Source organism: Streptomyces sp. MST-110588 (assembly GCF_022695595.1).
Taxonomy (GTDB): Bacteria; Actinomycetota; Actinomycetes; order Streptomycetales; family Streptomycetaceae; genus Streptomyces.
On record NZ_CP074380.1, the window covers coordinates 1768280 to 1785985 of the forward strand.

General features: G+C 71.2%; 16 protein-coding genes. 5 read left to right on the top strand and 11 right to left on the bottom strand.

Translation table 11 applies throughout. The features are described from left to right. Positions 1-103 precede the first annotated feature (103 nt). Together KGS77_RS07780 and KGS77_RS07785 are read left to right on the top strand one after the other, a co-directional pair. Entirely contained in the window at positions 104-877 is a 774-nt protein-coding gene (locus KGS77_RS07780; RefSeq protein WP_242587344.1) for an ABC transporter permease, read from the top strand. Positions 878-1046: 169 nt separating this feature from the next. Beyond that, positions 1047-1313: an acyl-CoA carboxylase epsilon subunit gene (locus tag KGS77_RS07785; RefSeq protein WP_242579729.1), complete on the top strand. Its 267-nt coding sequence runs from the start codon at positions 1047-1049 to the stop codon at positions 1311-1313. 84 nt (positions 1314-1397) lie between these two features. On the opposite strand, the gene KGS77_RS07790 is transcribed toward KGS77_RS07785, so the two are convergent. The 6 genes from KGS77_RS07790 to KGS77_RS07815 form a co-directional block, all read right to left on the bottom strand. After that, the gene (locus tag KGS77_RS07790; RefSeq protein ID WP_242579730.1) at positions 1398-1859 is read right to left on the bottom strand and encodes a hypothetical protein; all 462 of its coding nucleotides are present in this window, start codon (positions 1857-1859) and stop codon (positions 1398-1400) included. Further along, positions 1832-3298 (bottom strand): lanthionine synthetase C family protein, encoded by a 1467-nt coding sequence (locus KGS77_RS07795; RefSeq protein ID WP_242579731.1) that lies wholly within the window; start codon positions 3296-3298, stop codon positions 1832-1834. Before KGS77_RS07795 ends, KGS77_RS07790 begins: the two co-directional genes overlap by 28 nt. 125 nt (positions 3299-3423) lie before the next feature. Next, the gene (locus tag KGS77_RS07800) at positions 3424-4596 is read right to left on the bottom strand and encodes a thiopeptide-type bacteriocin biosynthesis protein (protein ID WP_242579733.1); all 1173 of its coding nucleotides are present in this window, start codon (positions 4594-4596) and stop codon (positions 3424-3426) included. Next, positions 4515-6758 carry a lantibiotic dehydratase family protein gene (locus tag KGS77_RS07805; RefSeq protein ID WP_242579735.1) on the bottom strand — a complete coding sequence of 748 codons (2244 nt, stop codon included), beginning with the start codon at positions 6756-6758 and terminating at the stop codon, positions 4515-4517. Before KGS77_RS07805 ends, KGS77_RS07800 begins: the two co-directional genes overlap by 82 nt. 122 nt (positions 6759-6880) lie before the next feature. Then, positions 6881-7030: a hypothetical protein gene (locus KGS77_RS07810; RefSeq protein WP_242579737.1), complete on the bottom strand. Its 150-nt coding sequence runs from the start codon at positions 7028-7030 to the stop codon at positions 6881-6883. 157 nt (positions 7031-7187) lie between these two features. Next, the gene (locus KGS77_RS07815) at positions 7188-8087 is read right to left on the bottom strand and encodes an AraC family transcriptional regulator (protein ID WP_242579745.1); all 900 of its coding nucleotides are present in this window, start codon (positions 8085-8087) and stop codon (positions 7188-7190) included. 141 nt (positions 8088-8228) lie between these two features. Between KGS77_RS07815 and KGS77_RS07820 the strand changes: the two genes are divergently transcribed. Beyond that, positions 8229-9098 (top strand): alpha/beta hydrolase, encoded by an 870-nt coding sequence (locus KGS77_RS07820; protein ID WP_242579747.1) that lies wholly within the window; start codon positions 8229-8231, stop codon positions 9096-9098. Between the two features lie 214 nt (positions 9099-9312). On the opposite strand, the gene KGS77_RS34910 is transcribed toward KGS77_RS07820, so the two are convergent. The 4 genes from KGS77_RS34910 to KGS77_RS07835 all read right to left on the bottom strand — a co-directional run bounded on the left by KGS77_RS34910 (position 9313) and on the right by KGS77_RS07835 (position 13095). Beyond that, a complete protein-coding gene (locus tag KGS77_RS34910) occupies positions 9313-10416 on the bottom strand; it encodes an HAD-IC family P-type ATPase (protein ID WP_347404450.1) in 1104 nt (367 codons plus the stop codon). Continuing rightward, positions 10413-11276, bottom strand: coding sequence for an HAD-IC family P-type ATPase (locus tag KGS77_RS34915; RefSeq protein WP_347404451.1), 864 nt, complete (start codon positions 11274-11276; stop codon positions 10413-10415). The genes KGS77_RS34910 and KGS77_RS34915 overlap by 4 nt, the downstream gene beginning before the upstream one ends. 38 nt (positions 11277-11314) lie before the next feature. Beyond that, the gene (locus KGS77_RS07830; protein WP_242579749.1) at positions 11315-12349 is read right to left on the bottom strand and encodes a polyphosphate kinase 2 family protein; all 1035 of its coding nucleotides are present in this window, start codon (positions 12347-12349) and stop codon (positions 11315-11317) included. Positions 12350-12537: 188 nt separating this feature from the next. Next, the gene (locus tag KGS77_RS07835; RefSeq protein WP_242579752.1) at positions 12538-13095 is read right to left on the bottom strand and encodes a histidine phosphatase family protein; all 558 of its coding nucleotides are present in this window, start codon (positions 13093-13095) and stop codon (positions 12538-12540) included. A 300-nt stretch (positions 13096-13395) separates the two neighbouring features. On the opposite strand from KGS77_RS07835, the gene KGS77_RS34920 reads away from it, so the two are divergent. Together KGS77_RS34920 and KGS77_RS07845 are read left to right on the top strand one after the other, a co-directional pair. Continuing rightward, positions 13396-14553 (top strand): SHOCT domain-containing protein, encoded by a 1158-nt coding sequence (locus tag KGS77_RS34920; RefSeq protein WP_347404452.1) that lies wholly within the window; start codon positions 13396-13398, stop codon positions 14551-14553. A 64-nt stretch (positions 14554-14617) separates the two neighbouring features. Then, positions 14618-16342, top strand: coding sequence for an alpha/beta-hydrolase family protein (locus KGS77_RS07845; protein ID WP_242579762.1), 1725 nt, complete (start codon positions 14618-14620; stop codon positions 16340-16342). Positions 16343-16416: 74 nt separating this feature from the next. Here KGS77_RS07845 and KGS77_RS07850 read toward each other — a convergent pair whose 3' ends face one another. Continuing rightward, entirely contained in the window at positions 16417-16980 is a 564-nt protein-coding gene (locus tag KGS77_RS07850) for a CPBP family intramembrane glutamic endopeptidase (RefSeq protein ID WP_242579765.1), read from the bottom strand. Positions 16981-17706: the final 726 nt, after the last annotated feature.

The window sequence follows — 17706 nt, forward strand, 5'->3', positions numbered from 1 at the left end:
GGCACCGTCGACCACCTCGCGCCCCACCCCCGCCGACGCCCCCGCCCTCGCCGACGCCCCCACCACTACGACACCCCGTCCGCCCGGCTCCCGCCTGTCCTGGATGGTGGCCGACTCCTGGACCGTCACCCGGCGCGACTTCGCGCACTGGGCCCGGCAGCCCGGCCAGTTGGCGGTCGGGCTGGTCTTCCCCGTGATGATGCTGGTCATGTTCGCCTACTTCCTGGGCGGTGGCATGGCGGTGCCCGGTGGCGGGAAGTACGTCGAGTTCCTCGTGCCCGGAATGTTCGCGCTCACCATGGCCTTCGGACTGGAAGCCACCATGACGGCTCTCACCCAGGACATGAACCGCGGCATCATCGACCGCTTCCGTGCCCTGCCGATGGCGACCTCCGCCGTATTGGTCGGGCGCAGCATCGCCGACATGCTGCAGTCGGCGGCCGGCCTGCTGGTGATGGTCGGCGCCGGCCTGCTGATGGGCTGGCGGTCGCACCACGGTCCGGGTGCGGCACTCGCCGCGGTCGGCCTGTCGCTGCTGTTCCGCTTCGCGATGCTGTGGGTCGGCATCCTCGTCGGCCTGGTGGCGGGCAGACCGGAGATGGTGCAGGCCGTGCAGATCCTGATCTGGCCTGTGACCTTCCTCTCCAGCGCGTTCACCTCGCCGGACACCATGCCGGACTGGCTCGGGGCCATCGCCCGGTGGAACCCGCTGTCCTCCACCGCGGGAGCCGTACGTGATCTCTTCGGCAATCCGCACTGGAGCGACGGCTCCTGGGCCACCGACAACGCGGTCCTGCTCGCGGTCCTGTGGCCGCTGGTCCTGCTGGCGGTGTTCTTCCCCCTCGCCGTGGCCCGTTATGGACGGCTCAGCCGCTGAGCCACCCGTACGAGCCGTACGGATCGCCCGCCCCGCCCCGCTCCCGTACGACGGCCCCGGCTCCCTCCCCAGGGACGATGGACGGCGATTCGAGTGCCCCGGCCCATGCTGGCGGACGAACGGCGCCGGGTCCGGCCCCGCGCCCCGTCCCGAGGGAGAGCCAGGAACCATGACCACCGTCATCGCCTGCCCCGAATCCGCCGCACCACGGCTGCGCTTCGAGCGGGGCCGTCCGGAGGCCGACGAGGTGGCCGCGGTCACAGCGGTCGTACTCGCGCTGCTGGCCCAGCGGGCCGACACCGGTCCCGTGGATCTCACCGACCTCACCCTGACCGGCTGCCCCCGAGCAGCGGCCCGCAAGCGCGGTCGCCACCGCACATGGACCGGCGGAGACGCCTCCTACCGGTCTCCCCGCTCCTGGCAGACCCCCATATAGGCCCCGTCCGCGCCCACATCACATGAGCCGCCCGCCTTCAGCGGCGTCCCCCGTGGCGTGCGATGGGGTCCGGGGGTCGCCCGGTCAGCCTTCACACATGGGCCTGCCGAGGTTGGCCGCCGTTTCGGCGGCGTCCGCATGGGTCATGACGGTGACGCCCGCCGACAGCACGACCATCAGGCCCGCGATGAGGACGCACAGGACCGAAAGGCGGCTTCGCCATCCCGTGTACGGGTCGCACCCACGGCGCCGCGCCCAGCGGACGAGCACGATGTGCGTGGTCACCGCCAGCACGGCGGCCGACCTCGCGGATTCACGGTACGGGTACGCGTACGAGTACGGGTACGCGTACAGGTCGTACGGGTACGGGCCGTACGGGTACGGGTCCATGTGCTGTGCGTACGTGGCCTCGCCGTCCGGCATCATAGCCGTGACCACCGCGGCGGGGAGTGCGGCGCCGACCGTACGACCGCAGGTCAGGCACCCTTCGCGGCCGGTCGGGGACGCTCGGCGCCCGGTCAGTCCAGGAGCAGCGCGGCGTCCCACGGACTGGACGGTTTCCCGCCGGTGCCATAGGCGTGCAAGGCCAGGGCGATCCCGGCGGCGCCTTCCAGGAAACCGGCACGGTGAGGTGCCGCGGTCCGCCCGGACGCCGGGGCGGGCCGGTCGTAGGTGAACCCGAAGGGCAGGCCGGGGTCGTAGGCGTCGGTCAGTCGGCGGGCCAGACGGGGCAGGAACCCGACCAGGTCTCCGTCGGTGTTCTCGCCGGCCATTCTCGAGGTGGCGTGCAGCAGACCGGCCCACCCGTGGCAGAGTGAACCGTCCGTGATCTGCTGGGGCGTCAGCGCGAGCAGCGTATCGGTCAGTGCGCGGGTTGCCGCGTGCCGCCATGCGGGTTCACCGAGGGCACGGCCGGCCAGGTGAAGCGCTCGGGCCACGCCCGCAGTCCCGTAACACCAGCCGGCCATGGTGTCCCCCGGCGTACCACTGGGGCGCGCGGTGCCGGAGACGATCACGTCATCCACGAACGCCTCGTCCCCGTACGCGTCGTCCCCGACCACATCGGCTCTGACCACATCGGCTGTGAACGCGTCGGCTATGAACGCGTCGGCCGCGACCACCCGCGGCCAGCGTCCGCCCTCAAGGCGGAAGGCCAGGATGTGCTCGGCCAACTGGTGGATGGCCTCCGACTGCCCGGGTACGAGCACCCCGGCCTCATGACAGAGGGCGAGCAGGGCCAGCGGACCGCACATGCCGTGCGCCACTCCGATGTTGAAGTGACCGTGAGGGAACCGGGGGTCGGGCCGGGCGGAGGGGCCCGTGGGAACCCACCAGCCCGGCACATCGGCCCCGTGGACGCGTACCGGGCGGCACAGCCGGACCAGGTAGGAGAGCAGCCCGGCGAGCGGCTGCCGGTGACGGTCCTGCGCACGCAGGAGCAGGTACCGGCCGACGCCGGTGACGCCACTGATGGTGTCGTACGTGTGCATGGCCACTCCGGCGCGCCCGGCGTCGAGGCGTGCGGCCTCGGATTCCAGGACGGCGTGCAGGCCGACGAGCACCCGTTCGTCGAGCTGGTCCAGGAGGGTGGTGTAGCTCCGCGGGCGGTGATGCCGCGCCACCTGGGCCGCGAAGGCCAGGGAGGTCACTCCGCCGTGCAGCCCCCCACCATGGAGCGCGGGCAACTGGGACAACGCGGCGGCCAGGTGGGCGTGCGCGAAGGTCCGGTGCTCCGGCATCGCGTGGGACAGCTCCGCATGGAGTAGCGCGATGCCGCTGTGTCCCTCCCCCAGGGAGGGGCCGGGCCGGAGCAACCGGGGTGCGGGTGTGTCCGGTGGGTCGGTGCGCCCGCCGGGAGCGGAGGCCGGGACGGCGATCCGGTCCGGGTGGCCGAGCCGTTCGGCCAGCTCCGCCACGATCTGCCGAGCCCGGTTCCGGGTCGCGGCATCGTCCGGAGGGGCAACGTTGACGGGTGGAGCGTTCACGGGTTGAACGTTGACGGATGGAGCGTTCGCGGGTTGAACGTTGACGGGTGGAGTGTTCACGCGTTGAGCGTTGACGGGTGGAGCGTCGATAGGTGGAGTGTTGCTCTCTGTTGGATGCCGCCCCGTCACGTACGCCCCCGTGTCCGCCGCCCCCAATGTGCCTGGACGGCTCCTCGCGCCACCGCCACCGACGTCAGTTCTGCCTCCCGGTCGACGCCAATGAGCCGGTTGTGATGCATGTGGAGCAGGCTCGGCACTATCCGCTCGGACGGGGGCCGGGCTTCTGCGCCCGGTCCGGCCAGCGCGCGCCGGTAGTCACCTATCGCCCGCGATCTCCTGTCCCAGGCGGCCAGCACCGCCTGGCCGCCGGGCCGGTCGCGCAGGCCGTTCCAGTCACCGTAGGGATCGATGAGGGCGACGGCCTCGGCACGGCGTCGCTGGAACTCCTTGTGCCGTGCCTCCTTCGGGTACGCCCGCATCAGCCACTCCGGCCCGGTCGAGTCCACATCGGTTCCGTCGGTGACGTCAGTTCTGTCAGTGACGTCAGTTCTGTCGGTGCTGCCGGTCCCGTCCGCCGGGTCGCAGGCCCCCGGTGCCCCCTGCCAGGCCCGGAGCAGATGGACGCAACCGGCTGCCGCGAGGAGCACGGGGTCCATGTCCAGCAGGGAACGTTCCCGCAGGGCGAGCGTTTCGACGACCGCCAGGCTGTCGGCGTGGAAGGCGCGCTCCGCGGCGGCCATCACGTCCAGGCCGCCGTAGCGCTCGTACTCCGGTGTGTAGGTCTCCAGAGAGAGCCGTTGGATCAGGCCGTGCGCGCGCAGGTCCGTGGCCCAGCGGTGGATGTCCGGCAGGACCGTGCCGGCGAGTGCCCCGGGTGTCCCGTGGAAGCGCAGGCGCACATGGTGGTCGTGGTCCCGGTAGCGGGTGAAGAACCAGCGGTCCACGGCCTCCGGAAGGGCATGGAGCAGGCGCGGAAGGTGCCGGCCGAGCAGTTCCGGGTGGCGGTCGGGGGAGCAGTGCACCAACGCGTACAGCCACTCGCCGCCGGGCAGATGGTCCTCGCCCCGCGAGGAGAGGGGCCGCACGGTGCGGTGCGGACGGTGCGTGCGGTGCTGCTCGGCAACGGCAGCCGGGGCGGCGCCCGTCGGCGCGGCTGACCCGGCCCGGGTCAGCAAAGGGAACACCAACTCGTTGCGGTGGGCGCCCCCTTCGCCTATCAGCCACCCTGATGTGTCATCGGCCTCCAGCACCTCGCGGAGCGCCGCATCCGGACGGCGCCGCAGTTCGTGACGGAGCACCTGTAGGTGGGACGGCTCGGTGAGAAGAAGTTCGATCCGCTGGTCGGAGCGGGCCAGCGCGACCCGTTCGGGCACCCGCCAGCTCTCCGCCATGCGCGTACCTGCCGTACCCACTGGTCGAAGGGTGCGTCCTGGTCCCGTACCGCCTCCGTCGGCCGCCAGCGCGCCAGGGCCAGCACCGTACGCCCGTACCGCACCCTGGGCGTGTACGGCAGGTCCTCGCCGGCGCCCCAGTCCCAGGCCCGGCACGGTCGTGCTCCGCTGCGCGGGATGTCACCGAGCAGGCGTACGAGGTTCGGCGCGTGGCCGGGGTTGAGCAGGTGGCAAGCGGCCGGTACCACTTCCCGGTCGTCGCTAGGCCGCACCAGGAACAGCCGGTCGGGATCGGCCCGGACGGCGAGGTCGTCGAGGTCCAGGCCGCCGCCGTCGCCCGGGGCGAACGCGCCGACCGGTATGCAGTGTTCGAGGAGCCCGGGGGTCCGGGTGACGTTGCCGGCCCGTGCGCGGGGCCGGAAGACCACCTGGGCGCGCAGTGCGTCCGCCGCGGCGGCTACGGGCCGGCCGGCGGCGGCGACCTCCGCCAGTGCTGTCCGGTCCTCGTCCGGGAAGAGGTGGGCGAACCGGCCGAAGCCGGCCCCCGCCTCGTCGACGGCCGATTCCACCACCACGCGGAAGTCCCCGGAGCGCAGTGCGGCGGGTGAGGCGGCCACCAGCCGGGTGAACAGTTCGACGCCCGCGGGTGGCGTGCCGTCGTCGCGGGCGAGGCCGACGACGAACGGGTGGTCGTCGGTGAGTACCACCTCGGCCGATCCGGTCAACGTTGCCTCTTGGGCCAGGTGCAGGAGCAGCCGGTCGCGTGCGGTGTTCCGGGCGGCCGGCCGCGGCGGGGTGCGGTGGCTCGGCGGGTTCCGGTAGCCGGCGGGCGCCCCCAGGCCGGTTTCCGGGTCGAGCAACTCCCTGACCGGGACGGCCCGGTCCACGCCGTAACGCTCCAGGAAGTCGCGGTGGTACTCGGCCAGGGGATCGGTCGGCGGGACGTCGTCGGAAATCCGCCACAAGAGGTGCGCGGCCCGTTCCACCTCGGTACCGACCGAAGGCGGCAGACGCACCTGCGCGTCCAGGGACAGGTCCACCTGCACCAGGTGTTCGTGCTCACCAAGCGCGCTCATCCGCTGGAGGAGCGACGCCCACGCCAGGTGCCGCGCCGTACCGTCCGCGCCTTCCCCGACGGACTCCGCCCACTGCGCCATCTCCATGGATATCGCGCGGAGTTCGGTCACTTCCGGGATGCCGGATGCCGCGAGGGCGGCCAGCATGTGTCCGAGGGGGTCGGCGTGGCCGGTGGGCGGATGCAGGTCGGTGAGCAGCATTCCGCGCTCCACCAGTCCCGTCAGCATGCCGGTGACGGTCTCGCGGGACGCCTGTGGGAACCGTTCGGCCAGCCGTTCCTCCAGGTCCGCGAAGCGCACGGGGGTACGGGCGGACTCCACCGCGGCGCGTACGGCCGCGGTGTACCGGACGCTCACCTCGTGTACCGCCCGGCCCTCCGGCAGGTCATCCGCACGCTCGCCCGGTCCGGCGGGCACCACCAGGCGGTCTCCTCGTACGACACAGAGGTTGTTGGCCAGCACCCGCAGGTGGCGCACCACTTCGGGCCGGCGCTCCCAGTCCTTGGCCAGCGCTGTGAGCCAGCCGTGATCCGGGCGTGGAACGCGCCGGTGAGCGGTGCCCAGCCGTGCCCCGGCCTCCTGCGGCCGGGCGGCGAACCGCGCCACGGCCACCCCGGCCATCAGGCCGAACGGCGTCGCGCGGGTGGCCATGCGCGTGCGGTAGGCGGTCAGCGCGCGGACCGCTCGCCGCAGGCCCGCCGTACGCTGCTCCGTCCCGGCCACCGCCGCTTCCCAACGGCGGGTCAGCGCCGCACTGGAGACGGCGACCGCTTCCCGGAGCGTCGCGTCAAGGGCCAGCTCACGCAGGTGACCGGTGAGCCTGGCCGTTTCATCCCAAGCGCCGTCCGAAGCGCCTTCCGAGGGGCCGTCCGGAGCGCCTTCCGAGGCGCCTTGCGGTACGTCGCCGGTGGTCTCACGGGCGCGGTGTGCCGGGTGTACGGGGGCGCGCAGCAGGGTGATTCCCGCGCAGGAGAAAAGAGGGTTCCCCGACATGGCCTTTCCGCTGCGCTCCGTTCTTTTCCTCATGCCGTTCCGACGCCGTCCCCGGCGCATTGACGCATGCCGTGGCGGCGGGTTCCGTCACCGGTCCGGAAACGGAACCCGCCAACGGCGTTTCAGCAGTCGAGCGTGAGGAGCTCGCAGCGCGTGCCGAGCGTGAAAGCCGCGTCCTGAGAACCCGGCGCGACGACGGAGGTCACCTCGCGCGCGTCCAGGTCGAAGACGTCCTCGTGCGCCTCGGCGATCAGCTCTACGTTCACTGTCACACAACCTTCCTCGCCCACACGGGCGAAACAGCGAAATAGTGACCTATTTCTTTTCCGGAGCTTGCGGGAAGAGAACCCGTCCCACGCGCCGCAGTATCAACGGACGCTCTATATCGCTTCCATCACGACCTATATCGCTTCTGTACGGCGCCGTTTCTCAGCACCCGCGCGGCGCAACGGTCCGGGTGCCGGCCGCGCCGTACGCCGCGCGCCAGGCGGCGGGGGGTGTGCCGGCCTGGCGCCGGAAGAAGGTGGTGAAGTTGCCGGCGTCCCGGAAGCCGAGGCGCCGGGCGCAGCCGGTGACCGGCAGGTCGGTGTGGGCGAGCAGTCTCTTGGCTTCCAGCAGGATGCGCTGGTCGAGGAAGGTCTTGGCGCCGGTTCCGGCGGCGGCGCGGGTGGCCCGCGTCAGCGTACGGACGTCGTAGCCCAGTGCCCGCGCGTAATCGGCCACGTGGTGCCAGTGGGTGAAGTGCTCTTCGACAGCGGCCCGGTAGGCGCGGAAGACATCCGTGTAGCGGCTGCCGGAACGCCCGGCATCCGTCGGGGCCGGCGTGTCGGGCAGGGCGCGCAGGACCAGTGCCGCCAGCAGGTGGGAGAGCAGGGCGGGGGACGCCAGGCGCGGGGTGCGCGCTTGTGTGCCGTGCTCGCGGCCGAGGTGGTCGGCGGCGAGCAGGGACAGGCTCAGGCGCTGCCGGTCCAGGCGCCAGCACACCGGTGCGGTGGTCTCGGCCGCGGTGAGGCCGGGAAGGAAGCCGGGCCGGAAGAGGACGAGCGGACCATCGCAGGCGTCGGTGTCGCTCCAGCGGTGCACCGTGCCCGGCCGGATCCACACGGCGCTGCCTTCCGTCAGGCGGTAGTGCTGGAAGTCCGCTTCGTGGGCGCCGGTGCCGGAGCCGATCAGGGCGAAGACGTGGAAGTCGGGGCGCTGCGGCAGTACGCGGCGGCCGTGGGGGTCCATGGAACGCAGTGCGGCGAAGTCGATGACCTCCACTCCGTGCGGAGCTCCGACGGCGGGCCGGTAGCGAAGCTGTCGTACAGCGGTGTGTCCGTTTTTCACAATGGCTGGGTCCTCTTTCACCGGGCCGCGGACCTTGTCTTCCGTACGGTCGGACGGGCGTCTGAATGACGGGTCAGATCAACCGTATGTGCTGCGGTGGCTCGGCGGTGGCCGGTTCACGCAGCCGGTGTGAGAGGTGTGATGATGACGGAAACGACAACGCATGTTCCCGTGGTGGGCGGGGCCCTGGACGTACGCGTGGGAGGCCGGAGCGGACCCGTGCTGGTGTTCGTCCATTACTGGGGCGGCTCCGCCCGCACCTGGAACGGCGTGATCGGCCACCTGCCCTCCGGGCAGGCGACGGTCCGCTTCGATCAGCGCGGCTGGGGCACCTCGCGGGCGCTGCCCGGACCCTGGCACCTGGACCGGCTCGCCGACGATCTCGCGCGCGTGGTGGACGTGTGCGCGCCGGAGCCGTACGTCCTCGTCGGCCACTCCATGGGCGGCAAGGTGAGCCAGCTCCTCGCGGCCCGCCGGCCGGCCGGACTGGCGGGTCTGGTGCTCGTCGCGCCCGCGCCACCGCAGCCGCCCGCCTCGGTGACCGATGAGTACCGCCAGGGCCTGTCCCACGCGTACGACTCGCCCGGGACGGTACGGCACGCCATCGACCACGTCCTGACCGCCGCACCGCTGCCCGAGGCGGTACGGACGGCGGCGGTGCACGACAGCCTCGCCTCCTCGGCCCAGGCCCGGCGGGAGTGGCCGCTGCACGGAATCGGAGAGGACATCACACATGTCGTACGCGGCATCGACGTCCCCGTGACCGTGCTGGCCGGGGAGCGCGACACGGTCGAACCCCCGCACGTCCTGCGCGAACACCTCCTGCCGCACATCCCGCACGCGACCCTGACCACCGTCCCCGGCGCGGGCCACCTGCTTCCCGCCGAAGCGCCCCGCGCCGTCGCGACCGCTCTCGCGGACTTCCTCGCCGGCCTTTCGTCCCACGGCCCTCAGCCGTGGGCCCGGTACGGGCCGGCCCGACCGTTCGGCGCGGCGCGCGGCGGATCGTAACGGCTCGTACGGCCCGTACGGCCCGTACGGCTTGCCGGATGACCGGAATGTGTCCCCTGGCGAGACGTGCGCGCGGGAGGCACGGAAGACGGCCCGGCCTCCGTCGTACGAGAGAGTCCCAGGCGGACGCGCACGACGCGGGGCCGGCCGGGAGAGCCGGCAGCGGGACCGGCCGGGAGACCGGCCGGGAGAGCCGGCAACCGGACGTGGGCCGTCACCGTACCTGTCCGCGCCCGCGGGCGATGAGTTTGCCCAGTTCCCACAGGAGCAGCAGTGCGACGGCGGGTACGAGGGCCCACGCGAAGTGCTTCAGGCCGAGTTCGGTGGTGCCCAGCAGGCGGTGGAAGAGGTCCATCTGCGTGACCGCGATCGCGAGGAAGAACTCGATGAGCATCGCCCGGTTCATCTGTTTGCTGTCGAAACTGGCGGTCGTCAGCACGGTGCCGGTCTCGCTGCGGCATTCCAGTGCCGCCACGATCAGGCACAGGGCGAAGGCGGTGAACGCGATGGAGTTGCCGATCGGCAGGCTGTCGTACAGCGACCGGCCGAGCTGGATCATGCAGAGCAGTCCGATGCTGATGGCCAGTCCCGCCGCTCCGACCGTGATCATCACCCTTGTGGTGAGTACGGGCTCGCCGCGGGGCCGCGGCCTGCGGGCCATCAGGCCCGGGCTCTCCCGATCGAAGCCGAGGGCGAATCCGAAAGCGGCGTTGACGAAGAAGTGGATCCACAGCACCTGTGCGGCGGTGAACGGTTCACCGGCTGCGATGTCGAACAGGGCGGCGCCGAGGAACGTCAGGACGAAGACCACCAGCAGGACCAGGACGAAACGGATGTACTTGGTGAGGTTGTCGTAGATCTTCCGGCCCTGTTCGACCGCGAAGACGATGCTGGCGAAGTTGTCGTCGGACAGGACCATCTGGCCGGCGTTCTTGGCCACTTCCGTGCCGGAGCCCATGGCGATGCCGACGTCGGCCGCTTTGATCGCCGGGGCGTCGTTGACGCCGTCCCCCGTCATGGCCACCACCTCGCCCTTCTTCTTCAAGGTGTCCGCGAGCAGCACCTTGTGTTCGGGGGCGACCCGGCCGAGTATCCCGATGTGCTCGATGGCAGCCAGTCGTCCGGGCTCGGAGAGGGCGGCGAAGTCGGCGCCGAGGACGGCGTCGCCTTCGATGCCGAGCTGTTCGGCGATGGCGGCGCCGGTGGTCACGTCGTCGCCGGTGACCATACGGACGCGGATACGGGCCGCCTGCGCGGCGGCGACCGCGGAACGGGACTCGGCCCGCGGCGGGTCGACCATCCCCACCAGGCTCGTCATCCGCAACTCGGTGACGTACTCAAGGAGGTCACCGGCCGGGTCGAACCGTGCCGGATCATCGTCAGGCCGGCCGCCGCCGCGATCCACAGGGTGAGCCGGTCCAGTTCCCTGGTCAGCGGCGAGGGCTCCCTGGGGGTGGCGCCGAGCATCCCTGAAATCGTTCCGAGTTCGGTCGCGGACCCGGTGGCCGTGATGAGGAGGATGCCGCTGCCGTGCGTGACAGGGGTGTTCATGAACGCCATGTTCGACCGGTCCGCGGGTCCGGGCGCTTCGCCGGACAGTGTCCGCGCCTCCTTGGCCACGGGCACGCTCTCACCCGTCAGCGCCGCCTCGTCGATCTGAAGGGAGCTGGCCTCGATGACGCGGCCGTCCGCCGGTACCTCGTCCCCGGACGAGATCAGCACGACGTCACCGACCACCACCTCTTCGGCCGGGATCTCGGCCTCCCGGCCGTCCCGGCGCACCCGGGCGGACGCCTTCATCATCGACTTCAGGGCGTTCATGGCGCTTTCGGCCTTACCGGCCTGCCGCATACCGATCACCGCGTTGAGCACCGTCAGGGCCAGCAGTATCCCGGCGGTCCCCCACTCCTTGATCAGCAGGGACACCACGGCGGCGACGACCAGGATGATCTGCATGTAGCTGCGGTACTGGGCCAGGAACCGCCGCCAGCCCGGCTCGGGCTCCTCCGCCGGCAGGGAGTTGGGGCCGTCCCGGTCCAGCCGTTCGGCGGCGTGCGCCGCGGACAGCCCGACAGCCGGGTCCACCCCGAAGGCCGCCGCGACCTCCTGCGGGGACCGCGCGTACCACCGCTCGGTTCCGGCTGCCCGATGGTTGCGGGCACCTGTTTCCACGGTCATCGTGACTGCCTCCGCTCCGGTGGTCCCCGGACCGCGCCCTATCGCTGTTTCCTCCGCCCGTCCTTCCCGCCGTCCTTCCCGCCGCCCTTCCCGCCGTCCTTACCGGGTCGCTTGCGGCTCCTGCCGGCGACCGATGCCTGGTACGGATCCGCCGGGGCGCCCCGAGGCGCCTCCTTCTCCAGATCCTTCTTGGCCCTGGCGAGTTCCCGGCGGGCCGGTTCGCTCGTCTTCGGATACTGCGGGCCGATGTCGATCAGCGTGTGCGCGAGCACCGCGGCGGCACAGAGCCGCGCCAGCCACTTGCGGTCCGCGGGCACGACGTACCAAGGAGCCCAGGGAGTACTGGTGGCGGAGAGCATCTGGGAGAAGGCCCGCTGGTAGGCGTCCCAGTGCGCACGCTCGCGCACATCGGCCGCCGAGAACTTCCAGTTGCGCTCCGGTACGTCGATCCGCTTGAGGAACCGGGTCCGTTGCTCCTCTTTCGAGAGGTTCAAGAACAGTTTGACGACTTTGAAGCCGTTGTCGGCGAGGTACCGCTCCCAGGCGTTGATCTCCCGGTAGCGCCGCGCCCACACACCGCCGTCCTTGGCCGCCCCGGGCAGCCTCTGCCGTTCGAGGTTCTCCGGGTGCACCCGCACCACCAGGACCTCCTCGTAGTGCGACCGGTTGAAGATGGTGATGCCGCCGCGCCGGGGCAGTTGACCCGCATAACGCCACAGGTAGTCGTGGTCGAGTTCTTCGGCGGAGGGCACCTTGAAGTTCGCGACCCGTACGCCCTGCGGGCTCATCCCGCTCATCACATGGCGGATCGTCCCGTCCTTGCCGCCGGCGTCCAGCGCCTGCAGACACACCAGTACGCCCCAGGTCTGCTCGGCGGCCAGCCGCCGCTGGTACTCGGCCAGCAACTCGATGCCCACGCTCAACAGCTCGACCCCGTCCGCCTTCTTCGCGATGCCCGCCCGGAAACCGGGGTCGAAGTCCTTCTCCAGGTCCACCTCCGACCCAGGGGGAACCCGAAGCTGTGCGATGAACGCCTCGATGCGTTCGGCTGTCCTGTCGGTCCTGTCGGTCATCCGCAGTCGGCCCCTTCGGCGTGAGCGCGCCCCGGGCCGGCGACACCGGCCGCGTGCGGGCATTCCCGTGAGCGGCGCTTTCCGCTACCTCACAATGCGGACCTGCGTGTGCAGGGCGAGCGTACGGCAGGTCACCGGCTTGCGGAACACTGTGCGACCGTCCTCGCCCCCGGCGACGGCGGCGCCGATCAGGCGTGTCCAGGCCCGGCTCCCCGAGCCACGGCCAGCTCCGCCAGGAGGGCCGTACGGGCCCCGAGCTCCTGCCACGTTCCGCGCCAGACCAGCAGGGCGATCGCGGCGGTCGGGAACTTCTCCTGGACCTGTTGGACCTGTCCGGTCCTTTGGCCGGCTCCGTCACCGGCCGCCAGCAAAATCGCCTCCCGCAGATCCGGATTGTGCCCGATCACCAGCACCGTCGAGACATGCGTGGGAACTTGGTGCACGACGGCCAGGAGTTCCGGTACGGACGCGTGGTACAGCCGGGGCTCGAAGCGTACCGCCGCGTGCCCCGCCAGTTCCGCGGCGGCCAGCTCCCAGGTCTCCCTCGTACGGCGGGCCGTGGAGCACAGCACCAGGTCAGGCAGCCAGTCCGCGGTGGCCAGCAGACGCCCGGCAGCCCGCGCGTCCCGGCGGCCACGGCCCGACAGGGGCCGCTCGTGGTCCGCCGTCCCCGCAGGGCGGGCCGCTTTGGCATGTCGCAACAGCAGCAGACGCCGTAGCGGCAGGATCGCACCGAGACTCGTCACGTCGGGGTTCCGTAGTCTGATGGGACACCTCCCGGCGTCGGGCCCGTACGCGAAGAGCCGGGCCGCAGCCGTCAGGAGCGTGTCCGGGTACCGGTAGGGAAGCACACAGTACGCGGAGTCCGGGCGCATCGATTCCCTCGGAAACGTTGCCTCACCTCTTTCGGACAACGCCCGGACCGCCGCGCGCCGCCCCGTCCCGCGCCGCGTACCCACCCCACCCCCTACTCACCTCCTACGGGGGATGCCGCCCCGCCCGATCCGCTGCTCAATGACGGGCAACTTCTGCAAGAGGGAGGGCGCATGACGACCGAGACCGGTCCCATACAGTTGCTGACGATCGCGTTCGGCCCGGACGCGACGTTCGAGGGGCGGATCGTCGAGGAACTGGACCAACTGACGGCCATGGGCCAGATCCTCGTACTGGACCTGCTGGTCGTACGCAAGCAGGCCGACGGCAACCTCGTCTCCGTCGGCTATCAGGCAGAAGGCATGGGCGACACGGTCAGCGCGCTGCTCGGACTGAGCCCGGGCAGCTTGCGGGAAGCGGAAGCCGCCTTCCCGTCGCTGGCACCGGGGCGCGCCTTCGGCCTGGCCACGGAGGATGTCCGGGAGATCGCCGACACCCTGGAGCCGGGCACCACGACAGGCTTCCTGCTCTTCGAACACCGCTGGGCGAGGAAGCTGCGGCGCGCGGTCCGTGAGCAGGGGGCGTGCCCGTGGCCGAGGGGTTCCTCACCGAAGAAGCCCTCGCCCCCATCGCCGCGGAACTGCTCGCAGCCGCCGCGCAGTTCGATGAGGAGGCGGAGGAGAAAGCGGCGGAAGGCGCAACGGCAGAGACCGACCGCCGGAACAGCCCCTCGTAAAACCGGCGGCCAAACCCCGTACGCCGACCGCCGACATGCCCCCGCGCACACCCCTTCGCACCGCACACCCTCTCGTACCGCGCACCTTTTCGCACCGCGCACCCCGCTCGCAACACCGCCGCCGCCCCGCTCGGCCGCACCGCTTCGGCGGTACGGCGAGAGGAAGGACAAGACCATGGGCGATACCGTCACCCTCGCGTACGACTATCCGCTGCTCGGCGTCTTCTGGACCACGCTCTGGCTCTTCATGTGGATGCTGTGGTTCTTCCTGCTCTTCCGCATCATCGGCGACCTCTTCCGCGACGACGAACTGAACGGATGGGCCAAGGCGGCCTGGATCATCTTCGTGATCGTGCTGCCTTTCCTCGGTGTCCTCGTCTACGTCCTCGCCCGGGGCCGCGGCATGGGCCGGCGCGAGGTGAGCAGGGCACAGGCCCAGCAGGAAGCCTTCGACGCGTACGTACGCCGGACCGCGGCGACGGACACCTCCCGCGCCACCCAGGCCGACGAGCTGACGAAGCTGTCCCGGCTCAAGGAGCGCGGCGACATCTCGGACGAGGAGTTCCAGCGGGCGAAGAGCACGATCCTGCACTGACTTCCGTGGTGGCACCGGTCGTGTGTGGTGCCGTCCTGGTGAGCTCTTCCGGACGGAGGTGGCCATGACGGAAAACACACCGGGGTCATCGGCCGGCCCGTCACCTCCTGCGGACACCGCGGCGGCCGATGGTTCCGGCCCGTCACCGAAGTCCCGTCGGCGCCGGTGGCTGTTGTCCCTCACCCTCCCCGGGTGCTGGGGTGCGCTGTTGTTCGCGTGTCTCTCCTTCACCCCCTCGCTGCTCCCGCGCGGTGGCATCCTGCAGGGCCTGATCTGCGGCATCGACGCGGCCCTCGGCTACGCGGCCGGGGTGCTGGCCGCATGGGTGTGGCGCGCGTTCGCCGACCGGGAGCCGCGCCCTGCGCGGCGCAGGTCCTGGACCGTCTTCCTGCTCGGCGCGGTCATCGCCTTCGGCCTCGTCTTCGGCGTCGGCCAGTACTGGCAGTACCAGATCCGCCGGCTGACGGGGGTGACCGACTACAACGTCCCGCTCGCCGCGGTGTCACCTCTCATCGCGGCGCTGGTCTTCTGGCTCCTCCTGCTGGCCGCGCGCGGCGTCCGTGGCCTCTACCGCCGGCTCGCGCGCCTGCTCAGGCGCCGGATCGGGCCGCGCGCCGCATCCGCCGTCGGCTGGACCGTGGTCGCCGCCCTGGTCTGGGCGACCGTCACCGGACTGCTGCTCGACGGCCTCGTCAATCTCGCCAACGAAACGTTCTCGCTACGCGATACGACGACCGAAGAAGGGGCGCACCAGCCCACGACGACCCTGCGCTCGGGCGGGCCGGGCTCGCTCGTACCGTGGGACTCGCTGGGCATGCAGGGGCGCAACTTCACCGGCACCGGTCCCTCGACGGCCGCCATCGGGAAGTTCACCGGCCGCCCGGCGAAGGAACCGGTCCGCTCATACGCCGGACTGGCGTCGTCCAAGGACACGGAGTCCCGTGCCGCCCAGGCGGTCGCCGACCTGACCCGTCAGGGCGGTTTCCGGCGTCAGAACCTGCTCGTGGTGACGACGACCGGCAGCGGCTGGGTCGACCCCGCCGCGGTGGACACCTTCGAGTACCTCAGCGGCGGCGACTGTGCCAGCGTCGCGATCCAGTACTCCTACCTCCCGTCGTGGCTCTCCTACCTGGTCGACCAGTCCAAGGCCCGTGAGGCGGGCCGTGCCCTCTTCGACGCCGTGTACGACACCTGGTCCGAACTGCCCTCCGGCCACCGCCCCCGGCTGTTCGTCGCCGGGGAGAGCCTGGGGTCCTTCGGCGGCGAGACCGCTTTCAGCGGGGAGTACGACCTGCGCAACCGCACCGCGGGAACCCTGTTCGCCGGCCCTCCGAACTTCAACACGCTCTTCCGGGAGTTCAGCGACCGCCGTGACGCGGGCAGCCCCGAGGTCCAGCCCGTCTACAAGGACGGGCGGACCGTCCGGTTCGCCAACGACCCCGCCGCGAAGATCCCGCCGGCGGACCGGCCCTGGAACGGAAGCCGCGTCCTGTACCTCATGCACCCCTCCGACCCGATCGTCTGGTGGAGTCCACGCCTGGTCTACCGCGAACCGGACTGGATCGGCCAGCACCCGGGCGACGACGTACTCGAACAGATGACGTGGCTGCCGCTGGTCACCTTCTGGCAGGTCACCGCGGACCTTCCCTTCGCCACCGGCGTTCCGGGCGGCCACGGTCACACCTACACCACCGAGTACGTGGACGCCTGGAACGCCGTCATACGGCCCCCGGACGTCACCGCACAGGACCTCGACCACCTCAAAGACATCATCGCGGCCGACAAGTGACCCAAGTGACCACATACGCCCCACTCCCGCGAGCGGCCCGGGCAACTCACCTGCCCGCCGCCCGCCCCACCCGCTCACCGCAGCAGGAACCCGGCCAGGTAGCCGAACGCGTTGACCGCCCAATGCAGACCCATGGGCGCCAGCAGACTCCCGCTACGGCGACGCAACTCGCAAAAGAGCACGCCCGCCGCCCCGGTGAACAGCACCGCCGCCACCACGGCGACCGTCGCACCGAGCGCGGAACGGCCGAACACCGGCGTCAGAGCAGGCTTGTCGGTCGCCAGCCCCAGCGACGGCAGCACGTGCCACACCCCGAACAACACACTCGACACGGCCGTCGCCCACACCACGCCCCGAACCCGGCGCACCAGGCCGTACAGCACCCCCCGAAAGGCGACCTCCTCCAGCAGCACCGTCCCGACCGGCACCGTCACCAGGACACGTAACGCCACCTGCCCACCGGTCAGCCCGCCGTACCGCTCGTCCGCGAACAGCCCCCGGGTCACCGGCAGCAGCGCCGCCGCCGCGTACCCCACACCGACCAGCCCGACCAGCACCACCGCCCAGCGCGCGCCGCGCTTGAGCGATGCCGCACCCAGCCCCGCATCCGCCCAGGTACCTCCGGCCCGGAACAGCACCCCAACAACAGCACACAGACCACGACGGCGGTCAGCCCCCCGAACGACGGCGCCCACCGATTGTCGACCAGATTCGCCATCACCAACACAGCCACGGTGACACCAACAGCCACCCCGGCACCCCACGTCCGCGCCACACGCCTCCCCCACCGCCCGAGCCGCCCCACCCACTTCACGCCCCGCCCCCAGAAGCCGCCGAGCAACCCCACCGACGGCGTACCGCTCGCCCTGCTCATCCTGCACTCGGCGACCACCGCGGTCCACGGGCCGAGTCGGCAGCCGGCACGGCAGTTGCTCTCCGGCAAACCGCAGGCGCCAGGAGGCCTTTGCGGCTCGTTCGAGGATCACCCCCACTCCACATGACGCGTAACCGGAAAGGTGTCGCATCGGCCACCGGCCAGGGAACCCGCGGGTCCGAGACCGGCGTCGGCCTCCGCGGCACGGGCAGGGTGGAGGGACCGGTGAGTGCCCGAGGTTTGTCACGGTACGGGTCCTTGCTGCCACGATCGGCCGGTACGGCGGAGGTCATCGGGCCAGGTGTTCGGTTCTTCGTTCATGGTGTCCGCCAGGACATGTGCAGCGATGTCTCGCGGACCTGCGACGTCGTCGAGGTGGACGTGTGCAGTTCGCAGGCGCGGACAGCGACTGTTGATCATGCGCACCAGGCCGGCGAGTCGCTGGTCGGCGGCCGGCTGCGTGGTGTCGTGCGGTGCGCCGTGATGGCCA